Origin of the sequence: Reinekea marina, assembly GCF_030409715.1 — a bacterium.
In the GTDB taxonomy this organism is placed as follows: domain Bacteria; phylum Pseudomonadota; class Gammaproteobacteria; order Pseudomonadales; family Natronospirillaceae; genus Reinekea; species Reinekea marina.
The window spans coordinates 919,966-941,703 of record NZ_JAUFQI010000001.1 but is presented as its reverse complement, the minus strand read 5'-3'; the positions used below and the strand labels follow the sequence as shown (position 1 = coordinate 941,703).

At 45.1% G+C, this 21,738-nt stretch carries 29 protein-coding genes; 14 read left to right on the top strand and 15 right to left on the bottom strand.

Annotation, left to right across the window (positions count from 1 at the left end; all coding sequences use genetic code 11):
* The first annotated feature begins 9 nt into the window (after positions 1-9).
* Entirely contained in the window at positions 10-1,152 is a 1,143-nt protein-coding gene (locus tag QWZ13_RS04945) for an alpha-hydroxy acid oxidase (protein ID WP_290280792.1), read from the top strand.
* Here QWZ13_RS04945 and QWZ13_RS04940 read toward each other — a convergent pair.
* Positions 1,109-1,258: a hypothetical protein gene (locus QWZ13_RS04940; protein WP_290280791.1), complete on the bottom strand. Its 150-nt coding sequence runs from the start codon at positions 1,256-1,258 to the stop codon at positions 1,109-1,111. The genes QWZ13_RS04945 and QWZ13_RS04940 overlap by 44 nt on opposite strands.
* Before the next feature lie 126 nt (positions 1,259-1,384).
* Between QWZ13_RS04940 and QWZ13_RS04935 the strand changes: the two genes are divergently transcribed.
* From QWZ13_RS04935 to QWZ13_RS04910, 6 genes are read left to right on the top strand one after another with little or no spacing between them, the layout of a single operon-like run.
* Positions 1,385-1,612 carry a hypothetical protein gene (locus tag QWZ13_RS04935; protein ID WP_290280790.1) on the top strand — a complete coding sequence of 76 codons (228 nt, stop codon included), beginning with the start codon at positions 1,385-1,387 and terminating at the stop codon, positions 1,610-1,612.
* 29 nt (positions 1,613-1,641) lie between these two features.
* The gene (locus QWZ13_RS04930; RefSeq protein ID WP_290280789.1) at positions 1,642-1,806 is read left to right on the top strand and encodes a hypothetical protein; all 165 of its coding nucleotides are present in this window, start codon (positions 1,642-1,644) and stop codon (positions 1,804-1,806) included.
* Complete coding sequence (locus QWZ13_RS04925) at positions 1,754-1,966, top strand: hypothetical protein (RefSeq protein ID WP_290280788.1); 213 nt, start codon at positions 1,754-1,756, stop codon at positions 1,964-1,966. Before QWZ13_RS04930 ends, QWZ13_RS04925 begins: the two co-directional genes overlap by 53 nt.
* A 29-nt stretch (positions 1,967-1,995) precedes the next feature.
* Entirely contained in the window at positions 1,996-2,160 is a 165-nt protein-coding gene (locus tag QWZ13_RS04920) for a hypothetical protein (protein ID WP_290280787.1), read from the top strand.
* Positions 2,108-2,314: a hypothetical protein gene (locus QWZ13_RS04915; RefSeq protein ID WP_290280786.1), complete on the top strand. Its 207-nt coding sequence runs from the start codon at positions 2,108-2,110 to the stop codon at positions 2,312-2,314. The genes QWZ13_RS04920 and QWZ13_RS04915 overlap by 53 nt, the downstream gene beginning before the upstream one ends.
* Positions 2,226-2,486 carry a hypothetical protein gene (locus QWZ13_RS04910; protein WP_290280785.1) on the top strand — a complete coding sequence of 87 codons (261 nt, stop codon included), beginning with the start codon at positions 2,226-2,228 and terminating at the stop codon, positions 2,484-2,486. Before QWZ13_RS04915 ends, QWZ13_RS04910 begins: the two co-directional genes overlap by 89 nt.
* Here the strand turns inward: QWZ13_RS04910 and nusB are convergent.
* The 5 genes from nusB to nrdR form a co-directional block, all read right to left on the bottom strand.
* Positions 2,414-2,857 (bottom strand): transcription antitermination factor NusB, encoded by a 444-nt coding sequence (gene nusB / locus QWZ13_RS04905; protein ID WP_216000282.1) that lies wholly within the window; start codon positions 2,855-2,857, stop codon positions 2,414-2,416. The genes QWZ13_RS04910 and nusB overlap by 73 nt on opposite strands.
* Positions 2,858-3,346, bottom strand: coding sequence for a 6,7-dimethyl-8-ribityllumazine synthase (gene ribH / locus QWZ13_RS04900; RefSeq protein ID WP_216000283.1), 489 nt, complete (start codon positions 3,344-3,346; stop codon positions 2,858-2,860).
* A gap of 48 nt (positions 3,347-3,394) precedes the next feature.
* Positions 3,395-4,510, bottom strand: a complete 1,116-nt coding sequence (gene ribBA / locus QWZ13_RS04895) for a bifunctional 3,4-dihydroxy-2-butanone-4-phosphate synthase/GTP cyclohydrolase II (RefSeq protein ID WP_290280784.1) — start codon at positions 4,508-4,510, stop codon at positions 3,395-3,397.
* Positions 4,511-4,599: 89 nt separating this feature from the next.
* A complete protein-coding gene (gene ribD / locus QWZ13_RS04890; RefSeq protein ID WP_290280783.1) occupies positions 4,600-5,697 on the bottom strand; it encodes a bifunctional diaminohydroxyphosphoribosylaminopyrimidine deaminase/5-amino-6-(5-phosphoribosylamino)uracil reductase RibD in 1,098 nt (365 codons plus the stop codon).
* Positions 5,698-6,153 (bottom strand): transcriptional regulator NrdR, encoded by a 456-nt coding sequence (nrdR, locus tag QWZ13_RS04885; protein ID WP_216000286.1) that lies wholly within the window; start codon positions 6,151-6,153, stop codon positions 5,698-5,700. It lies immediately after the preceding gene.
* 84 nt (positions 6,154-6,237) lie between these two features.
* Here nrdR and QWZ13_RS04880 point away from each other — a divergent pair, with 84 nt between their 5' ends.
* The 3 genes from QWZ13_RS04880 (at position 6,238) to QWZ13_RS04870 (ending at position 7,593) form a co-directional block, all read left to right on the top strand.
* Entirely contained in the window at positions 6,238-6,375 is a 138-nt protein-coding gene (locus tag QWZ13_RS04880) for a hypothetical protein (RefSeq protein WP_290280782.1), read from the top strand.
* Positions 6,376-6,488: 113 nt separating this feature from the next.
* Positions 6,489-6,614 carry a hypothetical protein gene (locus tag QWZ13_RS04875; RefSeq protein WP_290280781.1) on the top strand — a complete coding sequence of 42 codons (126 nt, stop codon included), beginning with the start codon at positions 6,489-6,491 and terminating at the stop codon, positions 6,612-6,614.
* 196 nt (positions 6,615-6,810) lie between these two features.
* Complete coding sequence (locus QWZ13_RS04870; RefSeq protein WP_290280780.1) at positions 6,811-7,593, top strand: hypothetical protein; 783 nt, start codon at positions 6,811-6,813, stop codon at positions 7,591-7,593.
* Here the strand turns inward: QWZ13_RS04870 and QWZ13_RS04865 are convergent.
* Positions 7,590-10,154 (bottom strand): bifunctional diguanylate cyclase/phosphodiesterase, encoded by a 2,565-nt coding sequence (locus QWZ13_RS04865; RefSeq protein WP_290280779.1) that lies wholly within the window; start codon positions 10,152-10,154, stop codon positions 7,590-7,592. The two genes, QWZ13_RS04870 and QWZ13_RS04865, sit on opposite strands and share 4 nt — an antisense overlap.
* A gap of 133 nt (positions 10,155-10,287) precedes the next feature.
* On the bottom strand, positions 10,288-11,670 hold the full coding sequence (locus QWZ13_RS04860; RefSeq protein ID WP_290280778.1) for an L-serine ammonia-lyase: 1,383 nt from the start codon (positions 11,668-11,670) through the stop codon (positions 10,288-10,290).
* 215 nt (positions 11,671-11,885) lie between these two features.
* Between QWZ13_RS04860 and QWZ13_RS04855 the strand changes: the two genes are divergently transcribed.
* Together QWZ13_RS04855 and QWZ13_RS04850 are read left to right on the top strand one after the other, a co-directional pair.
* On the top strand, positions 11,886-13,055 hold the full coding sequence (locus QWZ13_RS04855) for an MFS transporter (protein WP_290280777.1): 1,170 nt from the start codon (positions 11,886-11,888) through the stop codon (positions 13,053-13,055).
* Positions 13,056-13,286 (top strand): VF530 family protein, encoded by a 231-nt coding sequence (locus tag QWZ13_RS04850; RefSeq protein WP_290280776.1) that lies wholly within the window; start codon positions 13,056-13,058, stop codon positions 13,284-13,286.
* A gap of 1 nt (position 13,287) precedes the next feature.
* On the opposite strand, the gene QWZ13_RS04845 is transcribed toward QWZ13_RS04850, so the two are convergent.
* The 5 genes from QWZ13_RS04845 to rpe all read right to left on the bottom strand — a co-directional run bounded on the left by QWZ13_RS04845 (position 13,288) and on the right by rpe (position 16,789).
* On the bottom strand, positions 13,288-14,031 hold the full coding sequence (locus QWZ13_RS04845) for a hypothetical protein (protein ID WP_290280775.1): 744 nt from the start codon (positions 14,029-14,031) through the stop codon (positions 13,288-13,290).
* A 135-nt stretch (positions 14,032-14,166) separates the two neighbouring features.
* Positions 14,167-15,078 (bottom strand): DMT family transporter, encoded by a 912-nt coding sequence (locus tag QWZ13_RS04840; RefSeq protein ID WP_290280774.1) that lies wholly within the window; start codon positions 15,076-15,078, stop codon positions 14,167-14,169.
* Complete coding sequence (locus QWZ13_RS04835; protein WP_290280773.1) at positions 15,066-15,194, bottom strand: hypothetical protein; 129 nt, start codon at positions 15,192-15,194, stop codon at positions 15,066-15,068. Before QWZ13_RS04835 ends, QWZ13_RS04840 begins: the two co-directional genes overlap by 13 nt.
* 12 nt (positions 15,195-15,206) lie before the next feature.
* Positions 15,207-16,040, bottom strand: coding sequence for an HAD family hydrolase (locus QWZ13_RS04830; RefSeq protein WP_290280772.1), 834 nt, complete (start codon positions 16,038-16,040; stop codon positions 15,207-15,209).
* 77 nt (positions 16,041-16,117) lie between these two features.
* Entirely contained in the window at positions 16,118-16,789 is a 672-nt protein-coding gene (gene rpe, locus QWZ13_RS04825) for a ribulose-phosphate 3-epimerase (RefSeq protein WP_290280771.1), read from the bottom strand.
* Positions 16,790-16,855: 66 nt separating this feature from the next.
* Here rpe and QWZ13_RS04820 point away from each other — a divergent pair, with 66 nt between their 5' ends.
* A complete protein-coding gene (locus QWZ13_RS04820; RefSeq protein ID WP_290280770.1) occupies positions 16,856-17,740 on the top strand; it encodes a DUF3530 family protein in 885 nt (294 codons plus the stop codon).
* Between the two features lie 5 nt (positions 17,741-17,745).
* Here the strand turns inward: QWZ13_RS04820 and QWZ13_RS04815 are convergent, their stop codons facing one another.
* Both QWZ13_RS04815 and QWZ13_RS04810 read right to left on the bottom strand, forming a co-directional pair.
* Positions 17,746-19,491, bottom strand: coding sequence for an ABC transporter ATP-binding protein (locus QWZ13_RS04815; RefSeq protein ID WP_290280769.1), 1,746 nt, complete (start codon positions 19,489-19,491; stop codon positions 17,746-17,748).
* Complete coding sequence (locus tag QWZ13_RS04810; RefSeq protein WP_290280768.1) at positions 19,488-21,233, bottom strand: ABC transporter transmembrane domain-containing protein; 1,746 nt, start codon at positions 21,231-21,233, stop codon at positions 19,488-19,490. Before QWZ13_RS04810 ends, QWZ13_RS04815 begins: the two co-directional genes overlap by 4 nt.
* A gap of 95 nt (positions 21,234-21,328) precedes the next feature.
* Between QWZ13_RS04810 and QWZ13_RS04805 the strand changes: the two genes are divergently transcribed.
* Positions 21,329-21,736: a universal stress protein gene (locus QWZ13_RS04805; protein WP_290280767.1), complete on the top strand. Its 408-nt coding sequence runs from the start codon at positions 21,329-21,331 to the stop codon at positions 21,734-21,736.
* Positions 21,737-21,738 lie beyond the last annotated feature (2 nt).

Sequence of the window (21,738 nt, the reverse complement as noted above, 5' to 3'; positions counted from 1 at the left end):
GCCATTGAAATGACCGTGTGCACGATTGAAGATTTAAGAAAACTGGCAGAAAAGCGCGTCCCAAGAATGTTTTATGACTACGCCGACTCTGGTTCTTGGACAGAATCAACCTATAGAGCCAACGAAAGTGACTTTCAAAAAATTAAACTTCGCCAACGTGTCGCCGTTGACATGACAAACCGCTCCACAGCAATGCCCATGGTAGGCAATAACACCTTCATGCCAGTTGCACTGGCACCCACCGGGCTGGCGGGCATGCAAAGAGCCGATGGTGAAATTCATGCGGCAAAAGCGGCTGAAAAGTTTGGCGTCCCCTTCACACTGTCAACCATGAGTATTTGTTCTATTGAAGATGTAGCCGAACACACGCAAGCTCCATTTTGGTTTCAATTGTATGTTATGAAAGACAAGCGGTTTTTAGAGAGCCTGATTGATCGGGCGAAAGCCGCAAAATGCAGTGCACTGGTACTCACACTCGATTTACAAATACTGGGCCAACGCCACAAAGACGTTCGCAATGGCTTATCAACTGCACCCTATAAATCGATCAAAGGTTTAACCCAAATTGCAGCGAAACCTCTATGGGCTATGAGAATGCTAGCCACTAAACGAAAAGGGTTTCGTAACATTATTGGTCACGCCGAAGGGGTTAGTAATCTGGACTCACTCTTTAGCTGGACAGCCGAGCAGTTTGACCCTCAACTGAACTGGAAAGATGTAGAATGGATCAAGAAAAAGTGGGGCGGAAAATTAATTCTAAAAGGCATTTTAGATACTGAAGATGCCAAGCTCGCTGAAGAAACGGGGGCCGACGCCATAATAGTTTCGAATCATGGAGGCCGACAGCTCGACGGTGCCCCTTCATCCATCTCGCAATTAAAAGATATCGTCGACGCTGTCGGCGACCAGATTGAAGTGCACGTAGACGGCGGTATTCGAAGCGGTCAAGACGTACTCAAAGCCATTGCATTAGGTGCAAAAGGCACCTACATCGGGCGTCCATTTTTATACGGTCTCGGCGCAATGGGTGAACAGGGCGTGACCAAAACCTTAGAAATTGTTCATAAAGAGCTCGATATCACCATGGCATTGTGTGGCGAAAGGGAGCTTAGAAATATTGGTCGAAAGCATTTGTTACCGGGGAGTTTTTAGGTTTTTTTAATTGGACGGTTATAAGCTGCAAGCTGCAAGCTTCAAGCTGCAAGTAAGATAACATCAGTGTTTTAGGCTGCGGGCTTCGAGCTGCGGGTAAGGTCAAAACACTTAAAAGCTGTATTAGAGTTGGGCTTGGGTGAGGGGGTTAATTTAAAAGTGAATGACTGTTTGAGCGCAGCGAGTTGATATGAACGGCTTAAATTAATACCGGAGCCCAAAAGCCTGACTCGTGGCACCCTACTTCGTGTCTTCGCTTTGCTACGAACACACCTACTTGAACTTAGAGCTGATGGTTAGCTTTGGTGGTGGGTTTCGCTGGAGTGGGCATCTGAGGCATGGATGCCGAAGTTTAGCGGTACTGGATGCGCGAACAGCGACCCGCGGAAGTGGAACGCGCCGCCAAAGCGGGAATAGCCACTGTTTTAGGCTGCGGGCTTCGAGCTGCGGGTTTGACTAAAACATTTTACAGCAGCATTAGAGTTGGGCTTGGGTGAGGGTGTTAATTTAAAAGTGAATGACTGTTTGAGCGCAGCGAGTTGTTATGAACGGCTTAAATTAATACCGGAGCCCAAAAGCCTGACTTGTGGCACCCTACTTCGTGTCTTCGCTTTGCTACGAACACACCTACTTGAACTTAGAGCTGATGGTTAGCTTTGGTGGTGGGTTTCGCTGGAGTGGGCATCTGAGGCATGGATGCCGAAGTTTAGCGGTACTGGATGCGCGAACAGCGACCCGCGGAAGTGGAACGCGCCGCCAAAGCGGGAATAGCCACTGTTTTAGGCTGCGGGCTTCGAGCTGCGGGTTTGACTAAAACATTTTACAGCAGCATTAGAGTTGGGCTTGGGTGAGGGTGTTAATTTAAAAGTGAATGACTGTTTGAGCGCAGCGAGTTGTTATGAACGGCTTAAATTAATACCGGAGCCCAAAAGCCTGACTCGTGGCACCCTACTTCGTGTCTTCGCTTTGCTACGAACACACCTACTTGAACTTAGAGCTGATGGTTAGCTTTGGTGGTGGGTTTCGCTGGAGTGGGCATCTGAGGCATGGATGCCGAAGTTTAGCGGTACTGGATGCGCGAACAGCGACCCACGGAAGTGGAACCCGCCGCCAAAGCGGGAATAGCCACTGTTTTAGGCTGCGGGCTTCGAGCCGCGGGTAGAGACAAAACACTTAACAGCAGAGGCCACAAGCGGAAGTGGTTAAACCCGCAGCTCGTAGCCCGCAGCAAGCGGATGCCCAAAAGGCACCGTTCACGCCCTTACTTCGCCTTAACTTCGGCGATGCGTAGGTCTTGGGCTAGTTTGTCTAGGATGCCGTTGACGAAGCGGTGAGCTTCATTCGCCCCGAAGGCTTTTGAAAGCTCTACGCCTTCGTTGATGATAACCTTGTAAGGCACATCAATGCGAGACACTAGTTCAAAGGTACCCATGCGTAAAATGGCTAACTCAACTGGCGTTAAGTCTTTCAAGTTACGATCAATGTACTTCTCAATGTGCTCATCGAGCTCTGATTTACGTGCGGGAACGCCACGCAGTACATCGCAAAAATACTCTTTATCGACCTTACTCATATCATTGTCGACTAAAAACTCAGCCTCAATTTGATGAATAGGAGACTCAGCTACATGCCACTGATACAAAGCCTGCAAAGCCAATTTACGTGCTTTACGACGCTGGTTTGCGTTAGGTTTTTGATTGGTCATTTATTGCTCCACCACGGGACGGCCAATGTTTTCACAAAGATTTACCATTTCTAAGGCCACTTCAGCGGCTTCTGCACCTTTGTTACCCGCTTTGGTACCACTGCGCTCAATGGCTTGCTCAATTGAATCAACCGTTAATACGCCAAACACAACCGGAATATCCATAGTTAACGCAACACTGTTTAAACCACCTGCGGCTTCACCCGCCACATAATCAAAGTGAGGTGTTCCACCTCGAATTACCGCGCCCAAAGCAATAATGGCATCATAATCGCCTTTATCTGCTAGGCGTTGACACACTAGCGGCAACTCATAAGCACCCGGTGCTTTAACAATTGTGATTTGATCTTCTTTTATACCATGACGCTTAAGCGCATCAATGGCACCCGCCTGCAAATGATCAACAACAAAACTATTCCAACGCGTCACCACAATAGCGTATTGCCCTTGGTTTGCAGAGAAATCACCTTCAATTACTTTAATAGACATTTTCTAATCCTATATTGGTCGTAAGGCGCATTTACGCCCAACGTTATATTATTTCGGTTCTATGTATTCGACGACTTCAAGGTCGAACCCTGAAATTCCGCCAAAACGAATCGGAGAACTCATTAGTCGCATTTTACCAATGCCAAGCTCCCTTAAAATTTGAGACCCGGTACCCACCGTATTATAGGTGCCGTATTTATCGACATTCGGGTTCTTCTGTTTATTGGCACTACCTGACGCTAGCTGCATTTCAGTTTCGATATCGACAGATTCCTGAACATCGAGCAATACCACCACCCCAGCACCTTCTGCACTCACTTGCTCTAAAGCAGCTTCTAAAGACCAACTTTTGTGCTCGTCGCTTTTAACGCCCAACAAATCTTTCAAGGTAGAAGTCACGTGCACTCGAACTAAGGTAGGATCTTCCGCTTTAAAAGGCGCACCTTTTGTAAGCGCTAAGTGCGTACCGCCCGACAAATGATCTTGATAGGCCTTAACTTCAAACACTCCCGCTTTGGTTTCTAAGGTTTGTGTTTTAACTTCTTCGATGGTGCGTTCATTGAGAATTCGGTAGTGAATTAAGTCAGCAATGGTACCTATTTTAAGTCCATGTTCTTTCGCAAACGGAATTAAATCGGGCAAGCGTGCCATGGTTCCATCATCGTTCATAATTTCAACGATCGCCGCCGCAGGTAACAACCCCGCCATTCTCGCCAAATCACAACCCGCTTCAGTGTGGCCAGCACGACTGAGCACGCCACCAGGTTGGGCTCGCAGCGGGAAAATATGACCCGGTTGTACGATGTCTTCGGGTTTGCCCTGCGGATTGACCGCGTCTAAAATCGTTTTAGCACGGTCGGCCGCCGATATTCCCGTTGTCACACCTTCGGATGCCTCAATAGATACAGTAAAAGGCGTGCTATGGGCGGCCTGATTACTTTTAACCATTGGCGGTAATCCTAAGAAATCACATCGCTCACCTGTTAGGGTTAAGCAAATAAGGCCACGCGCTTTGGTAGCCATAAAATTAATGATTTCTGGAGTCACCTTTTCGGCCGCGACGATTAGGTCGCCTTCGTTTTCACGATCTTCGTCATCGAGCAAAATCACCATTTTGCCGTGGCGAATATCTTCAATAATTTCTTCAATACTATTTAAAGCCACAAAAAGCCTCTTAAATGCGTGATGGACCTGATGATTTGTTGCGATTTATCAGCCAAATAGTGTGGCCGAATTCGATAAATTCAAGATTTTTACTGAGCAATGGGCTTTAACACCCAGCGCACATCTTGGCCCACAAACCGCTGATCAAGTACTTTGAATTGTAGCTTATCCGCTAGGTTTGCAAGTTCTTCTTTGATGACTGGCCGTGCCGTCGCACCCAAGAAAACAGGCGCTTGGTATAATACCACTTCATCAGCATAATGTTCAGTGATAAAAGCACCCGCTAACGTTGCACCGGCCTCAACCCACAAATGATTGTAACGCTCACCAGCCCAGGTCATAAAAGCCTCCAGTGAGACTCCTCTTTTACCGTTAGATTGAGGCAAATACACCAGTTCCAGATCTTTAGCCTTAAAAGATGCAATTCGTTCACTGCTCTGACTGCTGTGAACGATGATGGTTTTACCGGGCAAGGTAAACAGGTTTGCCGTAAATGGCGTGGTGAGTGTTGAGTCGAGGATAATTCTATCGGGTTGCCGAGAATCACCGGTTAGGCGAACATTCAGGCTCGGATCATCTGCCTGCACGGTCCCCACCCCTGTTACGATAGCGCACGCTTGCGCTCGGTAGCGCTGAACGTCTTGACGTGCCTCACGCCCAGTAATCCACTGGCTTTCGCCATTCGCCATGGCGGTTCCACCATCAAGACTGGAGGCCATTTTAACCTGAACGAAAGGGCTTTTAGCCCTCATTCTCTTTAAAAATCCTCGATTGATCGCTTCAGCTTCGCCAGCAAGAACGCCGACTTCCACCTCAATTCCTTGAGACTTTAACTGATTGAAACCCGACCCGGCCACTTGCGGATTAGGGTCGGTCATCGCGCAGACTACTCTTGCGACCTTGGCTTCAATTAATGCTTGCGCACATGGCGGGGTTTTGCCTGTATGACTGCAGGGTTCTAACGTTACGTAAGCCGTTGCACCTTGCGCGTTTTTGCCTGCTTCAGCCAAGGCATGCACCTCCGCATGCGGCTCCCCTGCTTTATAGTGGTAGCCCTGACCAATTATTTCACCATTCTTAACAATAACGCAGCCAACATTTGGGTTCGGTGTGGTGGTAAAACGGCCTTTTTTAGCCAAACCAATCGCTTTGGCCATCCAAAATGCATCTTTATTGCCAACTGACATCTATTCTTGGCTCTCCAACCGATCGATTTCACTGCGAAATTCGCTCAAGTCTTGGAAGCTGCGATAAACCGACGCAAATCGAACATAGGCCACTTGGTCTAAATCTTTTAATTCATCCATGACGAAATCACCCAATTTCCGCGAGGCTAACTCGCGCTCGCCTGTTGCCCTTAAGGCTTGCTTGATTCGCATTAATGACGCTTCTACGCTTTCAACCGATACAGGGCGTTTCTCTAGGGCGCGTTGTAATCCAGCTCTTAGTTTATCCTCATCAAAAGATTCACGATTACCGTTATGCTTTATAATTTTAGGCATAACTAGCTCGGCCGTTTCATAGGTGGTGTAACGTTCTCCGCAAGATACACACTCACGGCGACGTCGCACCTGGTCACCTTCTGCAACTAATCTGGAATCGATGACTTTGGTGTCTTGCGCGTTGCAAAATGGGCAATGCATAGGGCGTATCTCTCTTATATCTCGAACAGCGCCAGAGTGTAATGTGAAATGCTTAAAGAAGCTAAAAAAACAGTAAAAATCTTCTTGACTTTTACCGCGGCCGATAAAAAAAGGTGTTCCACGGCAGTTGGTTATTCACACATTAGATATTGCCCGAAATTCGCCAATGTCAAGCCTATAATCCTTAAAAAAAAGCTTGCCTTTCTTTCAACCCCCTTATAGGCAGGGGGCTGCATAGCAATGGAGCGAAAAATCGCCAATGAGCACTAAGCCCGTATCTACGGGCGTTTGAATAAAGTGCTCAAGGGTTATACCCAAAGTTATCCACAGATTCTGTGAATGTTTTTCAGGTTCCTTTCTTCGTTATTTTCTTTGCCCTAGTTAGTTGCTCATTTGCCTGTTCAAAGTACCTAGTAATTCTGAAGACTGACCCTTTTGGTCACATCCCTCGTTGGTTTTAGGTTCAATTTCGCGATCAAGTTCAATTTATAACGACTTCAACTCTCATAGAATGGTGAGTACTCATTAATTGACTAAAAAAACGCCACTATGCTGTATATAAAAAGTGCCTACCCGCTTATCTTCCTAACGACCGCAGCTATGACGGCTTGTGGACCCGAAACTAACAGTCGCTATGGTGATAGCCATTGGGATCCAATGGATACTTGGGAAAAAGTCGATGTGGTGTCTCAGCCAGAGCTAACGGTTGTCTATAACGATACCGATGCAAACACAGAAGATGATATTGAAGACTGGGAAGCCTATGTGTCGATAGATTTTACGGAGCTCAATAAAATCGCAACGAGCAGTGCCAGCTTTACATATAATCAAGGAACATCAAGTCGAAAGTTCATGCCGAACGGAGACTCTGGTACCCCTGACTTTTTACAAAATGGACGTACCAGTTTAGACACCTCTTTTTTTTATGATACTGATACTGGAACTGATTACCGCTTAAATATTTCAGACCCTGGCTTGTACAACTTCCAACTTGAGCTCCAAGTTGTCCAACCTAATGGTACTACTAGAAACTATGAATTCTTGTACGAAGATATTGCAGTTCCTGGAACGATATCAAGTTTTACTTATTACAATACATACATCAACGCAATCCTAGGTGACTATTGCCTAAGCTGCCACGGGGACTCCAATAGTGACGCTTATTCTGAGTTTGAATTAGTTGCGGAAGATGAATCAAAAATTTTAGCTAAAATTGACACCCCTACTGAAGGGAAAGAAATTTTGACCTATCCATTTACAAGCGAGCATACCGGGTTTTCATTTGCATCATCAATACCTAGTGAAGAAAAAGGATACTTCGAAGAATTCATTACATTACTGTTAGCCGAAAAAGAAAACAACGGTGCAAATATAACAACGGATATTGATTTAAAAGAAATCCCTAAACCTTCCATTATGGAAATGGATCCTTGGAACTAACTTAACTTCTCTCCATACCAGCTCCCTTGCTTGATCACTTGTTCGATTGGCAAGGGCTTACTGAAAAAATAGCCTTGAATGAAATCACATTTTAATTCCTGTAGTTTCATTAATTGAGCTTCATTTTCAACCCCCTCAGCGGTCACGCTAAAGCCCATCGTATGCGCCATTTCAATAATGGCTTTCACTAAGGTTTCGTCATCTTTTACTTCATCGCAGCGGCTGATAAATGAGCGATCTATTTTTACATTATCAACGTGGAACTCTTTTAGGCTGATAAATGAAGAGTAGCCTGTACCAAAGTCATCTAATGCAAACTGGATATTTTCATCCAATAATTCTTTGACTGTATTCACCGAATGCTCAGCATCGTTATGAAGCGTTGATTCAGTAACTTCCAGCGTCAACTTTTGGTTTTTCGGGAACTGCTCTACTAAACACGATTGCAAATAATCCGAGAAACTGTCGTCGACAAATTGAATACGCGAAATATTAATCGCAACTCGTACACCTTCTAGCTCAGTACCTTTTAAAAACTGGCAATCTATCGCCACCTGATTAATGATCCACCGGCCTAGTAAGATCATGATGCCTGACGATTCTGCAATGGGAATAAATTGATCGGGTGGAATAAAACCTTTTTCAGGATGCTTCCAACGGATTAAAGCCTCCATTGAAACCACGGTGTGAGTATTCACATCGACAATGGGTTGGTAAACCATACTCAATTCATTGTTTATAATGGCTTGGCGCAAATCCCCTTCTATAGCCGCTTGCTGCTGCGACCGTTCAAGCATCGATGGTCGGTATCGTGCAGTAAGACCTCTATCTTTAGCTTTAATTTCGTGCAGTGCTATTTCGGCAAGCTGAATCAAGCCTAATGCAGTGAGTGAATCTTCCGGCCAACAGGAAATTCCGATACTCGATGTCATGAAACGAGTACCTTCAGTAACACTAAAGGGCATCTGCATTTCTTTTTGAATTAACCCAGGAATGATTTCAGCTGCACTGGCCTCAGAGGAATCGGGGGCTACAATCACAAATTCATCGGCACTGTATCGAGCAATAAAGCCTTCATTAATAACGCAGCGGCTAAGGCGATCAGAAAATTGAATTAAAATTTCATCGCCCGCTTTAGAACTTAAACTGTCGTTAACTCGTTTAAAACCATCTAAATCTACCACCAGTACCGCGAAACTTCTGTTGGTGCCTGCTTTCAATGAAATCAGGTCAACCATTTTTTTGTGCAAGTAGTGAGCATTTGGCAACCCCGTTAAGGTATCAACATTGGCGTGTTGCCAAATTAACTCTTGATCCTTAACTTCTTTGCTAATGTTTTGAATAGTACCTACCAGCTTATTTCTTTCAGCACTGTACTCTACGACTTCACGAATCCAAATCTGATTGGTCTTTAAATGAATTTTATAGTCAATACTTAAGCGCCCTTCTCCCCGATAATTTAAAATTTGTTGAAATCGAGGTTGATACTTAGAGTAAATCAACGCTTGATACTCGCTATTGAAACACTCAGGGCTTTCAAGGTTTAAAATTTGCTGAGCTTGCTCAGAGTAGATACGATAGCCTGAACCTATACTGAATTCCCAGCTGCCAATTTGAGCTACCGATTGCGCTTGCATTAGACTCTGCTCTCTAACGACTAACTGATCGGTTTTATCATCAACTAATCTTTGCAAGTTCTTTTTATGCATTTGTAATAAATAGCGCTTTGCAACTAACTCAACTAATAAGACTGAAAATAGTGCCGAGAGCACCAAATAAATACCTAAGTTTTTTAGCAACATGTGCGGGTTCACTGGCTTTATAGCCAACAACCATTGTTGCCCAGATAATCTAAGTTGTATGGTTTGTTGTTTTGAAAATTCATGTCGCTGGTGTTTATCTAATAAGCTTGTTGATGCTCCCCACGGGTCAATACTGAACAATTCGTATTGATAACCTTGTTTGATTAAGTTGTGTAACTTAACCGGCTCAAGCATTTCTGGAAAGCGAAGTAAGGCAATAGAAAAACCCCAAAAGTGACTGTCCTTAAAAATAGGCAGTCGCACTATCAGTCCTTTACCGCCTTGAATTATCGGCTTGGGCCCGTCCAGAACAATTTTTTTCTTAGCTATAGAGTCAGAAATGATCGAGGCTATCAACTCATCTTCAAGCAAGTTATGGCCTAAAGCCTTTTCGTTTTCATCATAGGGATACACGTATTCTACTACACCATTAGGCGCCAATTGCAGTGAAAACACGCCTTCAATCTGTTTCGATAGTTCGTTTGCTAATGGGTAAAATCGCTGTTCGTTAAGATCGCCTGAAATAACCAAGGATCGTAAAATTGCGGCACTTTCAATCGCACTGTCTATTTGCAAGTGCAGTCTTTCGGCATAAATTTGGAGGTTGTTTTCGAGCTCAAGGGCTTCGAGCTGCTTAGATGTTGAATAGAGGAACCAACTTAAATAGCTTAAAACGGCCATAGATACTACGAACACACCAGCGCGCAGCACGATAACTCTTGCAAGAGGGTTGAGTCGGTTCCACCGATTTTTAGACATATTGGCTACGTTTTATAATCTAAGAGTCTTGCTTATAAACTTTAGCTTAAATTTTTAAGAACGCAGAATTAAATACGGGCCTTTTACGACGCCTTTCGCACGCCGCATTATGCACCAAATTAAAGCACTCGATCTAACAGACCACAACGTTTACAGCGAGACCGCCTTGTGCGGTTTCTTTGTATTTAGAGACCATATCTTCACCCGTTTGTCGCATGGTTTCGATGCATTCATCGAGCGATACACAGTGATCTCCAGGTTCTGATAACGACAATCGAGCAGCCTGAATGGCCTTGATGGCACCAAATGCGTTACGCTCAATGCAAGGCACTTGTACAAGGCCCGCTATTGGATCGCATGTCATGCCCAAATGATGCTCCATCGCAATTTCAGCCGCATGCTCTACTTGTTCAGGCGTACCGCCCAATATTGCCGCCATACCCGCAGCAGCCATTGAACTGGCCACCCCAATTTCACCTTGGCAGCCCATTTCAGCGGCCGAAATAGAAGCATTGCGCTTATACAGCCAACCTATCACGGCGCACGTTAGCAAGAAGGTACTGTGCCAGTTGCTTGGGAGCCCATCTCTATGGTTTTCTAAATACAACAGTACGGCCGGAATCACTCCTGCAGAGCCATTAGTCGGTGCGGTCACAACTCGCCCACCGGCGGCGTTTTCTTCATTCACCGCCAGGGCATATACACTGACCCAATCCATCACACTAAATTCATCTACCTCTTTTGATTTCAATTGATCAGCCATGCGCTTCGCGCGCCGTTGAACATTGATACCACCGGGTAATGGTCCTTCTAATGTGAGCCCTCTATTCATACAGGCAGTCATTGTCGAGACGATTGATTCAACCCAATCCGTAACGGCATCTTTACCGCCCTGTAATGCCGCCTCGTTTAATTGTGCAACCTCGGCTATTGAAAGCTGATTGTTAACACAATGTTCCATGAGCTCTTTAGCATTAACAAAGGGGTACGGGCGTTCATCCGCAAACTCTTGTAATAAATCGCGATGCTCTGCGTCTTTAGCAAGCTCATTAGCGATAGCGCCGCCGCCAACCGAATACCAAGTTTGCTCTTCCAATTCAATGCCATGTTCATCGAGGGCACAAAACCGCAAGCCATTCGGGTGTTCTGGAAGAAATATATCGCCAAAAAAGCGAATCGACTCATTTGGATCAAAACGAATATTTTTTTCACCGTTTAACCGTAATTCTTGCGAGGCTTTTACTTTCTGAAAAGTCAGCTCAGCTTCATTCGGGTCGACGGTGCTTGCATCCAATCCAGATAGCCCCAAAATAACGGCTTTATCAGTGCTGTGGCCAACGCCTGTTAGAGCTAAGGAACCATATAAGCTCACTCTAATTTGCACCACTTGCGTTAACAAAGCATCGGTGCTCAGTTTTTGAGCGAAGCGTTCTGCAGCTCGCATCGGACCCAATGTATGAGAAGAAGACGGACCGATACCTACTTTGAATAAATCGAGTATGGAAAAGGGTTGCACACTTATTTCTCTCTATTTGTGATTATTCTTCACAATTTCGCCCAACCAAGCTCAGGTTGCAATTGAAGCCTCTAAATTAGTTATGCTAATTTTGGCCAAAGATCTTTACACCTTGTTCACTCAATCCACACTTTTGCTAGCCTGTCATATTTAATAGGCAGGATAGGCCTAATAAGGTAAGCTTTTGCGCTGTTTCCCAATAGATGGAGTGCGCAATGCCACCCATGATCGCGCTTATTGCAGCTTATGCTTTTGCCATGTGCTCTACACCCTTAATCATTTTAGTGGGTGGGCTCATTGGGCAAGAGTTAGCTCCTGATCCTAGATTAGCTACATTACCCATCTCTATTATTGTGGTAGCTACTGCGCTGTCTACAGCACCGGCGGCCATGTTGATGCAAAAAATAGGTCGTAAAAAAGGCTTTCTAGTAGGTTTTGCGCTGGGCGGCGCGGCTACATTGCTGTGTTTAGCCGGCTTATATCTACAATCATTTATTCTGTTTGTTACCGGCTGTTTTATGACAGGAACAAACATGGCGTTTGTTCATCAATTTCGCTTTGCCGCCATGGAGCTCGTACCAATGGAGAAGAAGTCTCAAGCCGCCTCCTGGGTACTCATAGGTGGTATTTTTGCGGCGGTAGCGGGTCCTGAGGCAGGAGCATTCGGTCGCGATCTTTTTGCGATTCCCTTTACGGGCTCTTTTGTGATCCTAATGGCTTTTCTACTCATTGCTGCACTGATCATTGCCACTTCTTATCAGAGCGAAAAGCCCGTATCACAAGAAGAGAAGCAAACAGCCCTTGTATCAGACATTGCTTGGTTAAACCCCACTTTATTACTTGCATTTGCAACGGCGGCTATTTCATACAGCGTAATGAGCTTAGTAATGACCGCAGCGCCCTTATCAATGTCGCATCATGGTCATGATTTACAAACCACCAAATGGGTATTGCAAAGCCATATTTTGGCGATGTTTGTTCCCTCATTATTTACAGGCAAATTATTGGCTCTATTTGGCTATGTTAAATTCATTGTCGTAGGTGTTTTTATTTACATCGCGATGGCCTTGTTAGGGTTAGCTGGATATCACGCCATGCATTACTGGGGGGCTCTTCTGTTGTTGGGCGTTGGTTGGAACCTACTGTTTATCAGTGGTACTACATTATTGGGTCGCATTTCAGATGGACCCGAACGATTTAGAATACAAGCAGTCAACGAATTTTTAGTATTCGGAACTCAGGCTTTAGCTTCATTGGGGGCGGGGTGGCTACTGTATCAATTAGGCTGGCGACCATTATTATTAGCAACGTTGCCATTGGCATTAATTCCACTCGTATTTTTAATCTTACATCAACGCGCTCAGGCGCAAACAAAGGCCGCTTAAATGAGCGAAGGCGCACAAAAAGACCCTCTGCATGGCAAAACATTAAAAGCCATTCTGATTGAATTGCACGAATATTATGATTGGCAAGGCTTGGGAAGCCGCATTAACATCAAATGCTTTACAGATAACCCAAGCTTAAACTCCAGTTTGAAATTTTTACGGAAAACGCCCTGGGCAAGGACCAAAGTTGAACAACTTTGGATTGATACCTTTGCAGGTAAAAATCACTAAGCTATGGGCAAGTAAAAGAAGAATAAGCTCTAAAGGCGACTTCCATCATTCGCATATGCGTTGCTGAATTTTGCGTCCACTTAACATCTCCTGTGTGAATGAGCTTTCCACCCGTTGCATAAGGCGTTACATCAGCCTGTGCCGGCATATGGGCAAAATTCATGTAGGCATCTCGACCAAAAATATCGGTTTCTGCCAGAGTATCAAAGTTGGTTAGGTCAATTGGAAACGCCGTACCATTATGGCAACCACTGCCTGTACAGCTAAAGTCTGCCGACTGGATAGCCGGTTCATCATTAAAAAAATCATCGTTTTCATCACAGTCACTGCCCAGTGTTAGGCTGACACTATCTGTTTCTACTTCTCCGTTAAGGGTTTCCGTCAATTCGATACTGTGTTGCCCTGGCTCACTGATAACAAAATATACCCAACGTTCATTATTGCCATCGTTTAGGCCTGAAAAAGGCCCTTGGGGTTTCGGCTCGGCAGGCATGTTCCCAGCCTCCACCAATTGACCATTAAGCGATATTTCATATTGAGCTCCAGCCGAGGCAATCACTGTCGCATGCACGGCAAGCGGGTAATCGCTGTTTAATAAATCGGCTGTTTTTAACACTAGAGATGCGGCCCCACCGACGGTATCTGTATCGTCTGGGTTATTATCTGATTGCCCTAAATCATTCTCGGCTTTAGGAAAGCAAGCACTGAGGCAAAGTACAACAAACGCAACAATGAAAGGTTTCATACCAATGACACAATTAAAGTAAAGGCTAATTACTCTAATAGCTTAAGTAACCGCTGTCCGCGACTCAGTTCAACATTTAAGCAACAGACCTAAGGCCAATGTGACCCTAGGCGGCAGTTTGGTCTTTACAATGTTCTAGCCAGTGACGGCAGGTGGCACTTTCTTTGATATCTTCGGCTTTCGCTCTTGGCTTAATGCAACGCCCACAAAAACAATGGCAATGGCAATCCATTGGCTTAGGGTTAAGCGCTCACCTAACAACAACATCGAGAATATTAACGTAAAAACAGGCAGTAAATTAGCGTAGCCCGCCGCGGTGGTGGCCTTTAGGTGCGTCATTGAATAGTTGTATAAACCGTATGCCCCTATCGTTACCACCAAACCCAAATACAGTAAAACCCCAACGATAGAAATCGAAATACTTTCGGGCCAAGGGGAAGCCAGTGCAATCGGTAAAAAGAAGAGTGCACCTGCAAAACTTTGCAACGCCGTTAATACAAAGGCAGAGTATCGAGCGACTAAATGTTTAATCAGCAAGGTATAGCCCACGGCGGTACACATGGCTAAAAACTCTAAAAAATTACCGAGGATTGCGTTAGGTGCCTGTTCGCTGTCTTCACCCGTCATTGTCATCCAAATGACACCCGATACCGCGATGACAAAACCAATCCATTGGCGTAAATTCGTTTGCTCCTTTAAAAAGAAAAACGCACCCGCGGCTACCATCAAAGGCAGCATGGCCGTCACCATACCTGCCTGACCTGCGCTGGTGTATTGCAAGGCTTGGGCTTCAAAAATAAAGTACAAGCAAGGCTCAAAGAGGGCCATCGACAACAAAAATTTCCAATCGCCTTTTTGATAGTTAAAACCATGCCTTAGCCAGGGCCACATAACTAAGAACGCCATAGCCCCTATAGACATCCGCATAAACACAACCACCATGGGTGACATGGCGGTTACCGCTACTTTTAAGGCAATGAAACTACTGCCCCACAACAACATGCCCAACAATAGAGCTAAATGCGAACGTAATACTAACTTGTCCAAGCGATTTCCTCAGTAAATGATCCAACTGTTTCGGCTAAACTATCTTGCCCTTTCGAAAGGCGCAACGACATTTCAATTAAAGACTCAATTCTGTAACAGATGAGTGAATACGCCATTGAAACTGGCGTTTAGTCGAGTGAAAAGCCGTAACGGTCAGCCAAGAAATGGGCAATTGAATCTTCGCTGTTCGGTCCTATTGTCGCCGTTGCCATGGCTTTCAATTCGGCCAAGCCCTGCCCCATGGCATAACTTTCATCGGCGATTTCAAACATGGAGAAGTCATTGTCGGAATCACCAAAACAAATGATTTTTTCTGCGCCGAGTTGCTCTTGAACTATTTTCACCGCGTCACCTTTAGTACCAGCGCTGTGATGAATGTCTAACCAATAAGAGCCCGATTTATACATATCGTGGCCGGCAAACACAGACACGCCTTCAATGTCGGCACAGGCTTCAGCCATGCCCAAGACATTAGCGTTTTCGGTGGCCGCAAAAATGTTTAAAACATGATCCTTAATGTTCGACAATTCAAGATTTTCTTGTACGACGATGCCCTGTTCTTTTAAATAACCTGACCATTCAATTTCGCGTGGCGTCGTGATAGCTGAGATGATGGCGCCAATGTTGTCTTCATGATCAATCGTATTTAGCCATGGATTAATACCTTGGCTTTTTAAGCGAGCGCAGACTTCTTCCACTTCATGCGCGGCCATCGGTATTTTAGAGATCACCTTATCTTCGTTCAAATCCCACAACAACACGCCATTTTTATAGACCTGAGGGTGCTTAAAATGAATGTTTGGTAATGACTCTAACGCACCGTGCGGCATACGACCGGTTGCTACGGTCCAATTAATCCCAAGACGATCTAATTCGCCTAAGGCTTTACGGGTGGTATCGGTAAGGCGCTCATCACCATCCAATAAGGTTCCGTCCAGGTCAAACACTAACAATTCTTTCAAAGTAACCCCTATTTAGGTAGTTTTTTATTGGAGATTGGTGGCCTGCGATGCATTTGCCACCGACAACGGCTCTGTATTTACTTTACTTGGGCAAGCTCAGCTCGCATGGCGCTGATCGTTGCTTGGTAATCGTCTGTATTAAAAATAGCAGAGCCAGCAACAAAACTGTCTGCTCCCGCTTCGGCAATTTCTCGAATATTGTCGATCTTAACGCCGCCATCCACTTCTAAGCGAATATCTCGCCCTGACTGATCGATTAACTTGCGGGCTTCTTTGAGCTTTTCTAAAGCGCTTGGCAAAAACGATTGCCCACCAAAACCAGGGTTAACCGACATAATTAAAATGACGTCTATCTTTTCTAGAACGTAGTCTAAGTAATGTAAAGGTGTCGCTGGATTAAACACTAACCCCGCTTTACAGCCACCGTCTTTAATTAATTGCAACGAACGATCAACGTGGTCACTCGCCTCAGGATGAAAGGTAATTAAGCTGGCTCCGGCCTCAATAAAATCGCCAATCAGCCGATCTACTGGAGAGACCATCAAGTGAACATCGATTGGTGCCGTTACACCATAGTTGCGCAATGCCTTGCAGACCATTGGGCCGATCGTTAAATTAGGGACATAATGGTTGTCCATTACATCAAAGTGAACCCAATCGGCACCTGCAGCGATGACGTTATCAACCTCCTCGCCTAAGCGAGCAAAGTCAGCAGAGAGAATAGATGGGGCTATTACGAAATCGGTCATTTTAGGTTTGCCTCGGGTCGATGGGAGCGCCTATTCTATTGGTTAGAATCTTAAGGTCAATTTAGTATGAACAATCTCCAACAGTTTTTTTGTGGCAGTGTTTTATTCTTGTTGCTTAATGCGATGCAACTGGGCATGGCGCAAGGAATCATACCCACGCCTAAACTCCTCAAAGCCCAAGATTTAGCCACCTATTACGAACGCGCACTCAAAGGTGAGCAGGTAGTTTTGCTGGAGAACGAGCTCGAAAAATTTTACGCGTTAACGCTAGAGCAAGAAACGGCCGACCCAAAGGGCGGTTTATTGATTCTGCACGATAAAGGACAAACGGCCGATTGGCCGTTTTTACTTCAACAAACGCGGCAGTTCATGCCCAGCGTTGGGTGGACAACACTGTCTCTCGATCTACCCACCCCTCAAGGCGAAGCCTTAGGTCGCCTTGCAGTTAACGAAAATGCGAACGCAGAAGCACCCCCAGAAACCGATGAACAATGGCAAGCTAGAGTATTAGAACGTATTGCCACCGGCATTCGCCAGTTGAACAATGAAGGCTTATTGAATATTGCGATTTTAGGCTATGGCGACGGTGGTTATTGGGCCAGTCGTTATTTAGCGGAGCGATTATCGGAGGAAGAAGAAACCGGTTACGCCCTTATTCTAGTCGATGTGGTGACTCACCCAGATGATGTGCCCAGCAATTTATCACAGCTCGATATTCCTGTTTTAGATTTATACATGGCGAATTCGGAGTTCGCACACCGGCAAGCCCAGCAGCGCCTTGCTGCGGTTAATCGAGCTAAATTGACTAACTTCACACAAATACACGATGCATTGCGTCAGCAAAGTTATGGCGCCGCGCCAATAGACCGTAGTACTCGCCGAATATGGGGTTGGTTACGCAATAATGCGTCAGGCGGTGAAGTAAACGCCGTTGAAAAACCAACACCATAAAAGCGTTACCCTTGCGTTGGGTCTGACCTCAGTTGCAGCTCATATAGGTGTTTGTATAAACCTTCTTGCTGCATTAATTCTTGATGAGACCCCGACTGCTGTATCTGCCCCTGATGTAATACAAAAAGACAATCGGCTTCTTTTACCGTGCTTAACCGATGCGCAATGGCAATAAGCGTTACTTTACCTCGTAATGCCATGAGCGAGCTCTGAATTAAAGCTTCTGTGTGGCTATCAATATTTGCGGTCGCTTCATCCAAAATTAATATTTTAGGCTTGCGGATGAGTGTTCGCGCCAAACTCAATAACTGCCGCTGACCGGTACTCAAATTGGAGCCTCGTTCGGTTAACTGTGTATCGTAGCCATTTGGCATACTGATGATCGCATCGTGCAAATGTGCTTGCTGAGCGGCTGCAACAACTTCATCATCGGATACACTCAGTTCTAATCGAATATTATCTTTAATTGAGCCTGTAAAAATAAAAGGGTCTTGCTGCACAAACCCAATGGCCAAGGCTCTTTGCGTTTTGCTCAACGCTGTTATGGCATGTTCACCCACCTTAATTGCACCGCTGGTGAGCGGATAGAAACCCATCAACAATGACATCAAGGTACTCTTACCGGAACCGGTATGACCAACTAAGCCGATGAAATTGCCAGGCGGCACCTCAAATTTAATCCCGCTTAATACGGTTTTTTCACCATCATAACTAAAGCTCGGAATATCAAACTCTAGGTGGGTATTTTTAATTTGAAGTGAATCTTTAGACTGATCGACCGACAAAGGCTCAGCCAACAACGCAAACACACGAGATGCAGACACCAAAGCTTGCTGCGCCATGTTCAGCTTCGAGGTCATGTCTAACAATGGTTCGGTTACGTTTCCTAAGTAATTAATAAATGCGTAAACAACACCTACTTTTACTGTACCCAGTGCGTTCAGTTCTATAAGACCAAACCCATAAAGTAGGCCGCCCAATAGCAACAAATAGATTAAATCGATAAGAGCTCGCAATAAAAAACCATCGATGACGACATTTTTAACCTTTGCTTTGTAATGGTCTGTACTGGTTTTTTCGAACGCGCGAGTAAAATCACTTTGCTGATTACTCAACTGAATAATCGCCATGCCTTGAATGCCTTCATTAATGCGGGCGTTGATATCGCTGAGCAGTGACCTGACTTGCATAAAAATGGGCGTGGAGAGCTTTTGGTAAACAAACATGATCACCATAACCGTCGGCACTAAAATAGCACACAGCCATACCAACCGAATATCCAACAACGCCATTCCCACTAAAATACCCAAGATACGGACAATATTCTGAGCAAAACTTGAGATGACATTCACGTATAAATCTTTAATCGCTTCGGTATCGTTGGTAATCCTGCTGATCAAACTGCCCGTGGCGGCTTTATCAAAATAGGACATAGGCAATGAGATCACATGAGCAAACACCTGCTCTCGAAGCGTTTGAACCACGTTTAGCGCAATTTTATTAAAACGTAATGCCTGTGCATAAAAGGTAGCGGCGCCAATAAGTTGTGAGGCAATATAAACGAGCGCCAGCACCATTATTTCATAAAAATTCCAATTCGCCGGTGTTAAATAATTGTCAATAAACACTTTAATTAAATAAGGACCCATGACACTGGCCGAGGTTGCTACCAACAATAAAACAAAGGCTTGCCAAAGCATTTTTTTATATACCGTGGCATAAGTTAATAATGAAAAAAACGTTTGCTTCATCGTCCTTCCTCGACAACATGTTCAAGTTGCTGGTAGTCGTAGGTTTTGGCGTACCAACCCTGTTGTTGGATCAGCTCCCGATGCTGCCCTTGCTCTATGATACGGCCGCTCTCCATCACAATGACATGATTCGCCTGTTCTACGGCCGAGAGACGATGACAAACAACTAAGGTTGTTTTACCTTGACGCGCTTGCTTTAGGTGACTCAAAATTTGCTGCTCTGTTTTTATATCAACCGCCGATAAGGCATCATCTAATACCAAAACGGGGGCATCTAAAATGAGTGCACGTGCAATGGCAAGGCGTTGTTTTTGACCGCCTGAAAGCGTGACGCCCCGCTCGCCCACTTCAGTGAGGTAGCCTTGCGGAAAGCCTAAAATGTCTTCATGCACTTGGGCGATTTTTGCAACCGACTCAATCTCTTGCATCGTAGCACTCGGCTTTGCCAGTGCTATATTTTGAGCAATCGTCATTGAAAATAGAAACGGCGTTTGTGGAACAACGGCAATGTGTCGCCGTAAGTTATTTAAGGTTAAATCATTGATATCTACACCGCCTAGTGTGATCGCACTCATCGGCACTTGCTGCATACGCATTAACAAATGCAATAACGTACTTTTACCGGCTCCCACTGGCCCGACAATGCCGACTAGCGATCCAGAAGGAACTTGAAATTCTATATCTTTGAGAACCGATGCTTGGCTTTCTGGATAAGAAAATTGTTCAATTTCAAAGGTTAATGACGGCTCAATTGATTGATTCTGTGTTCCGTTATCTTTAATAGTAGGCTGGCTATTGAGCAGCTGATCAATTCGCTCGTAGGCGGCACTGCCACGCTCTACTAAATTGAGAAGCCAACCGATTGCAAACATTGGCCAAATCATAAAACCAAGGTATAAGGTAAAACTAGTCAGCTGCCCTAACGTAAGCTCGCCTTGATGGATAAAATAAGCGCCACCGGCAATGCTCAAAAAGAATGAAAATCCAATGCCTAACTGGATCGTTGGATCGTACTTACTGTCTATCTTCGCGACGCGTTGATTGGCCTCATTTGCGGAAGCGGCAATGTTATTGAATTGCTCGCACTCTATGGTCTCTCGCCCCATGGCTCGAGTTAACCGTAATGCTGAGATACTTTCTTGAACTGAATCGTTCAAATCACTGAATCGAGCCTGGGCGTCTTTAAACGATTGATGCAATTGCTTGCCATATCGCCACATAAAAAAGCCCACGATTGGCCATGGTCCTAATGCAATAATGGTTAATGGCCAAGAAATAAACACCGTCATCATGATTAAAACCAACAGACCGGTAAAGGCGCCATCAAACAACGCTAAAACGGCTTCACCTGCAGTCATTTCAACGGCCTGAATATCATTAGTGGCGCGAGCCATTAGATCTCCAGTCTTTAGCCGATCAAAAAATTCAGGCGCTTGCAAAGTAAGGTGAGCAAAAATTGTTTGCCGAAGTTGGTTCGCTAACGTATAGCTTGCACCAAATAATGCGATGCGCCACAGAACTCGTAAACCATAGCTAAATAAGGCTGCGCCTAGAATGATGAAAACCTGTTGTTGCAGTGAAGTCTTGGTAAGAGAACCATCGGCAATGGCATCGACTATTTTACCAATGACCCAAGGCGGTATCATGGTTGCGCCACCCACACCAATGAGCGCAATGACCGCTAAGCTATAGCGACGCCACTCCTGCCGGAAAAACCAAGTGAGCTTTAAAAAGACAGACAATTGACCTCCTATATTAACGATGATCGCGCCAATACTGGCAGATTTAACGATAACAGCTAAACTTTTGGGTAAGTAAAAATTGCAAGGGCACTTACATGTATTCCATTATTGTCGCACCGATTGACCTAAGCGCGCCAGAGTCCAGTGAACGAATTTTGGATCGTGCTATGTTCTTTCTACAGAACAGCCAAGCCAGCATTTACTTTTTAACCGTCGCTGCCGTGACCACCGATAAAAGTAGCCTTGAAGAATTGCGAACTCAACTGCAGCAGTTTATATCCACCAAAATATTGGAAAATACGGATCGAACGTTTGCCGAAGTTGGGGTAGGCAAACCCAGTAAGGCGATCATAGAATTTGCTCAGGCAAAGAAAGCCGATTGCGTTTTGGTGGGTGCACATCGAGGAGGGGGTTTACTGGGTTTAAATTCACTGGGATCCACGGCCGCCATTGTTGCGGCTCAAGCCAGTTCAGACGTTTGTGTTGTTAAAGGTCCGTCTTAGTG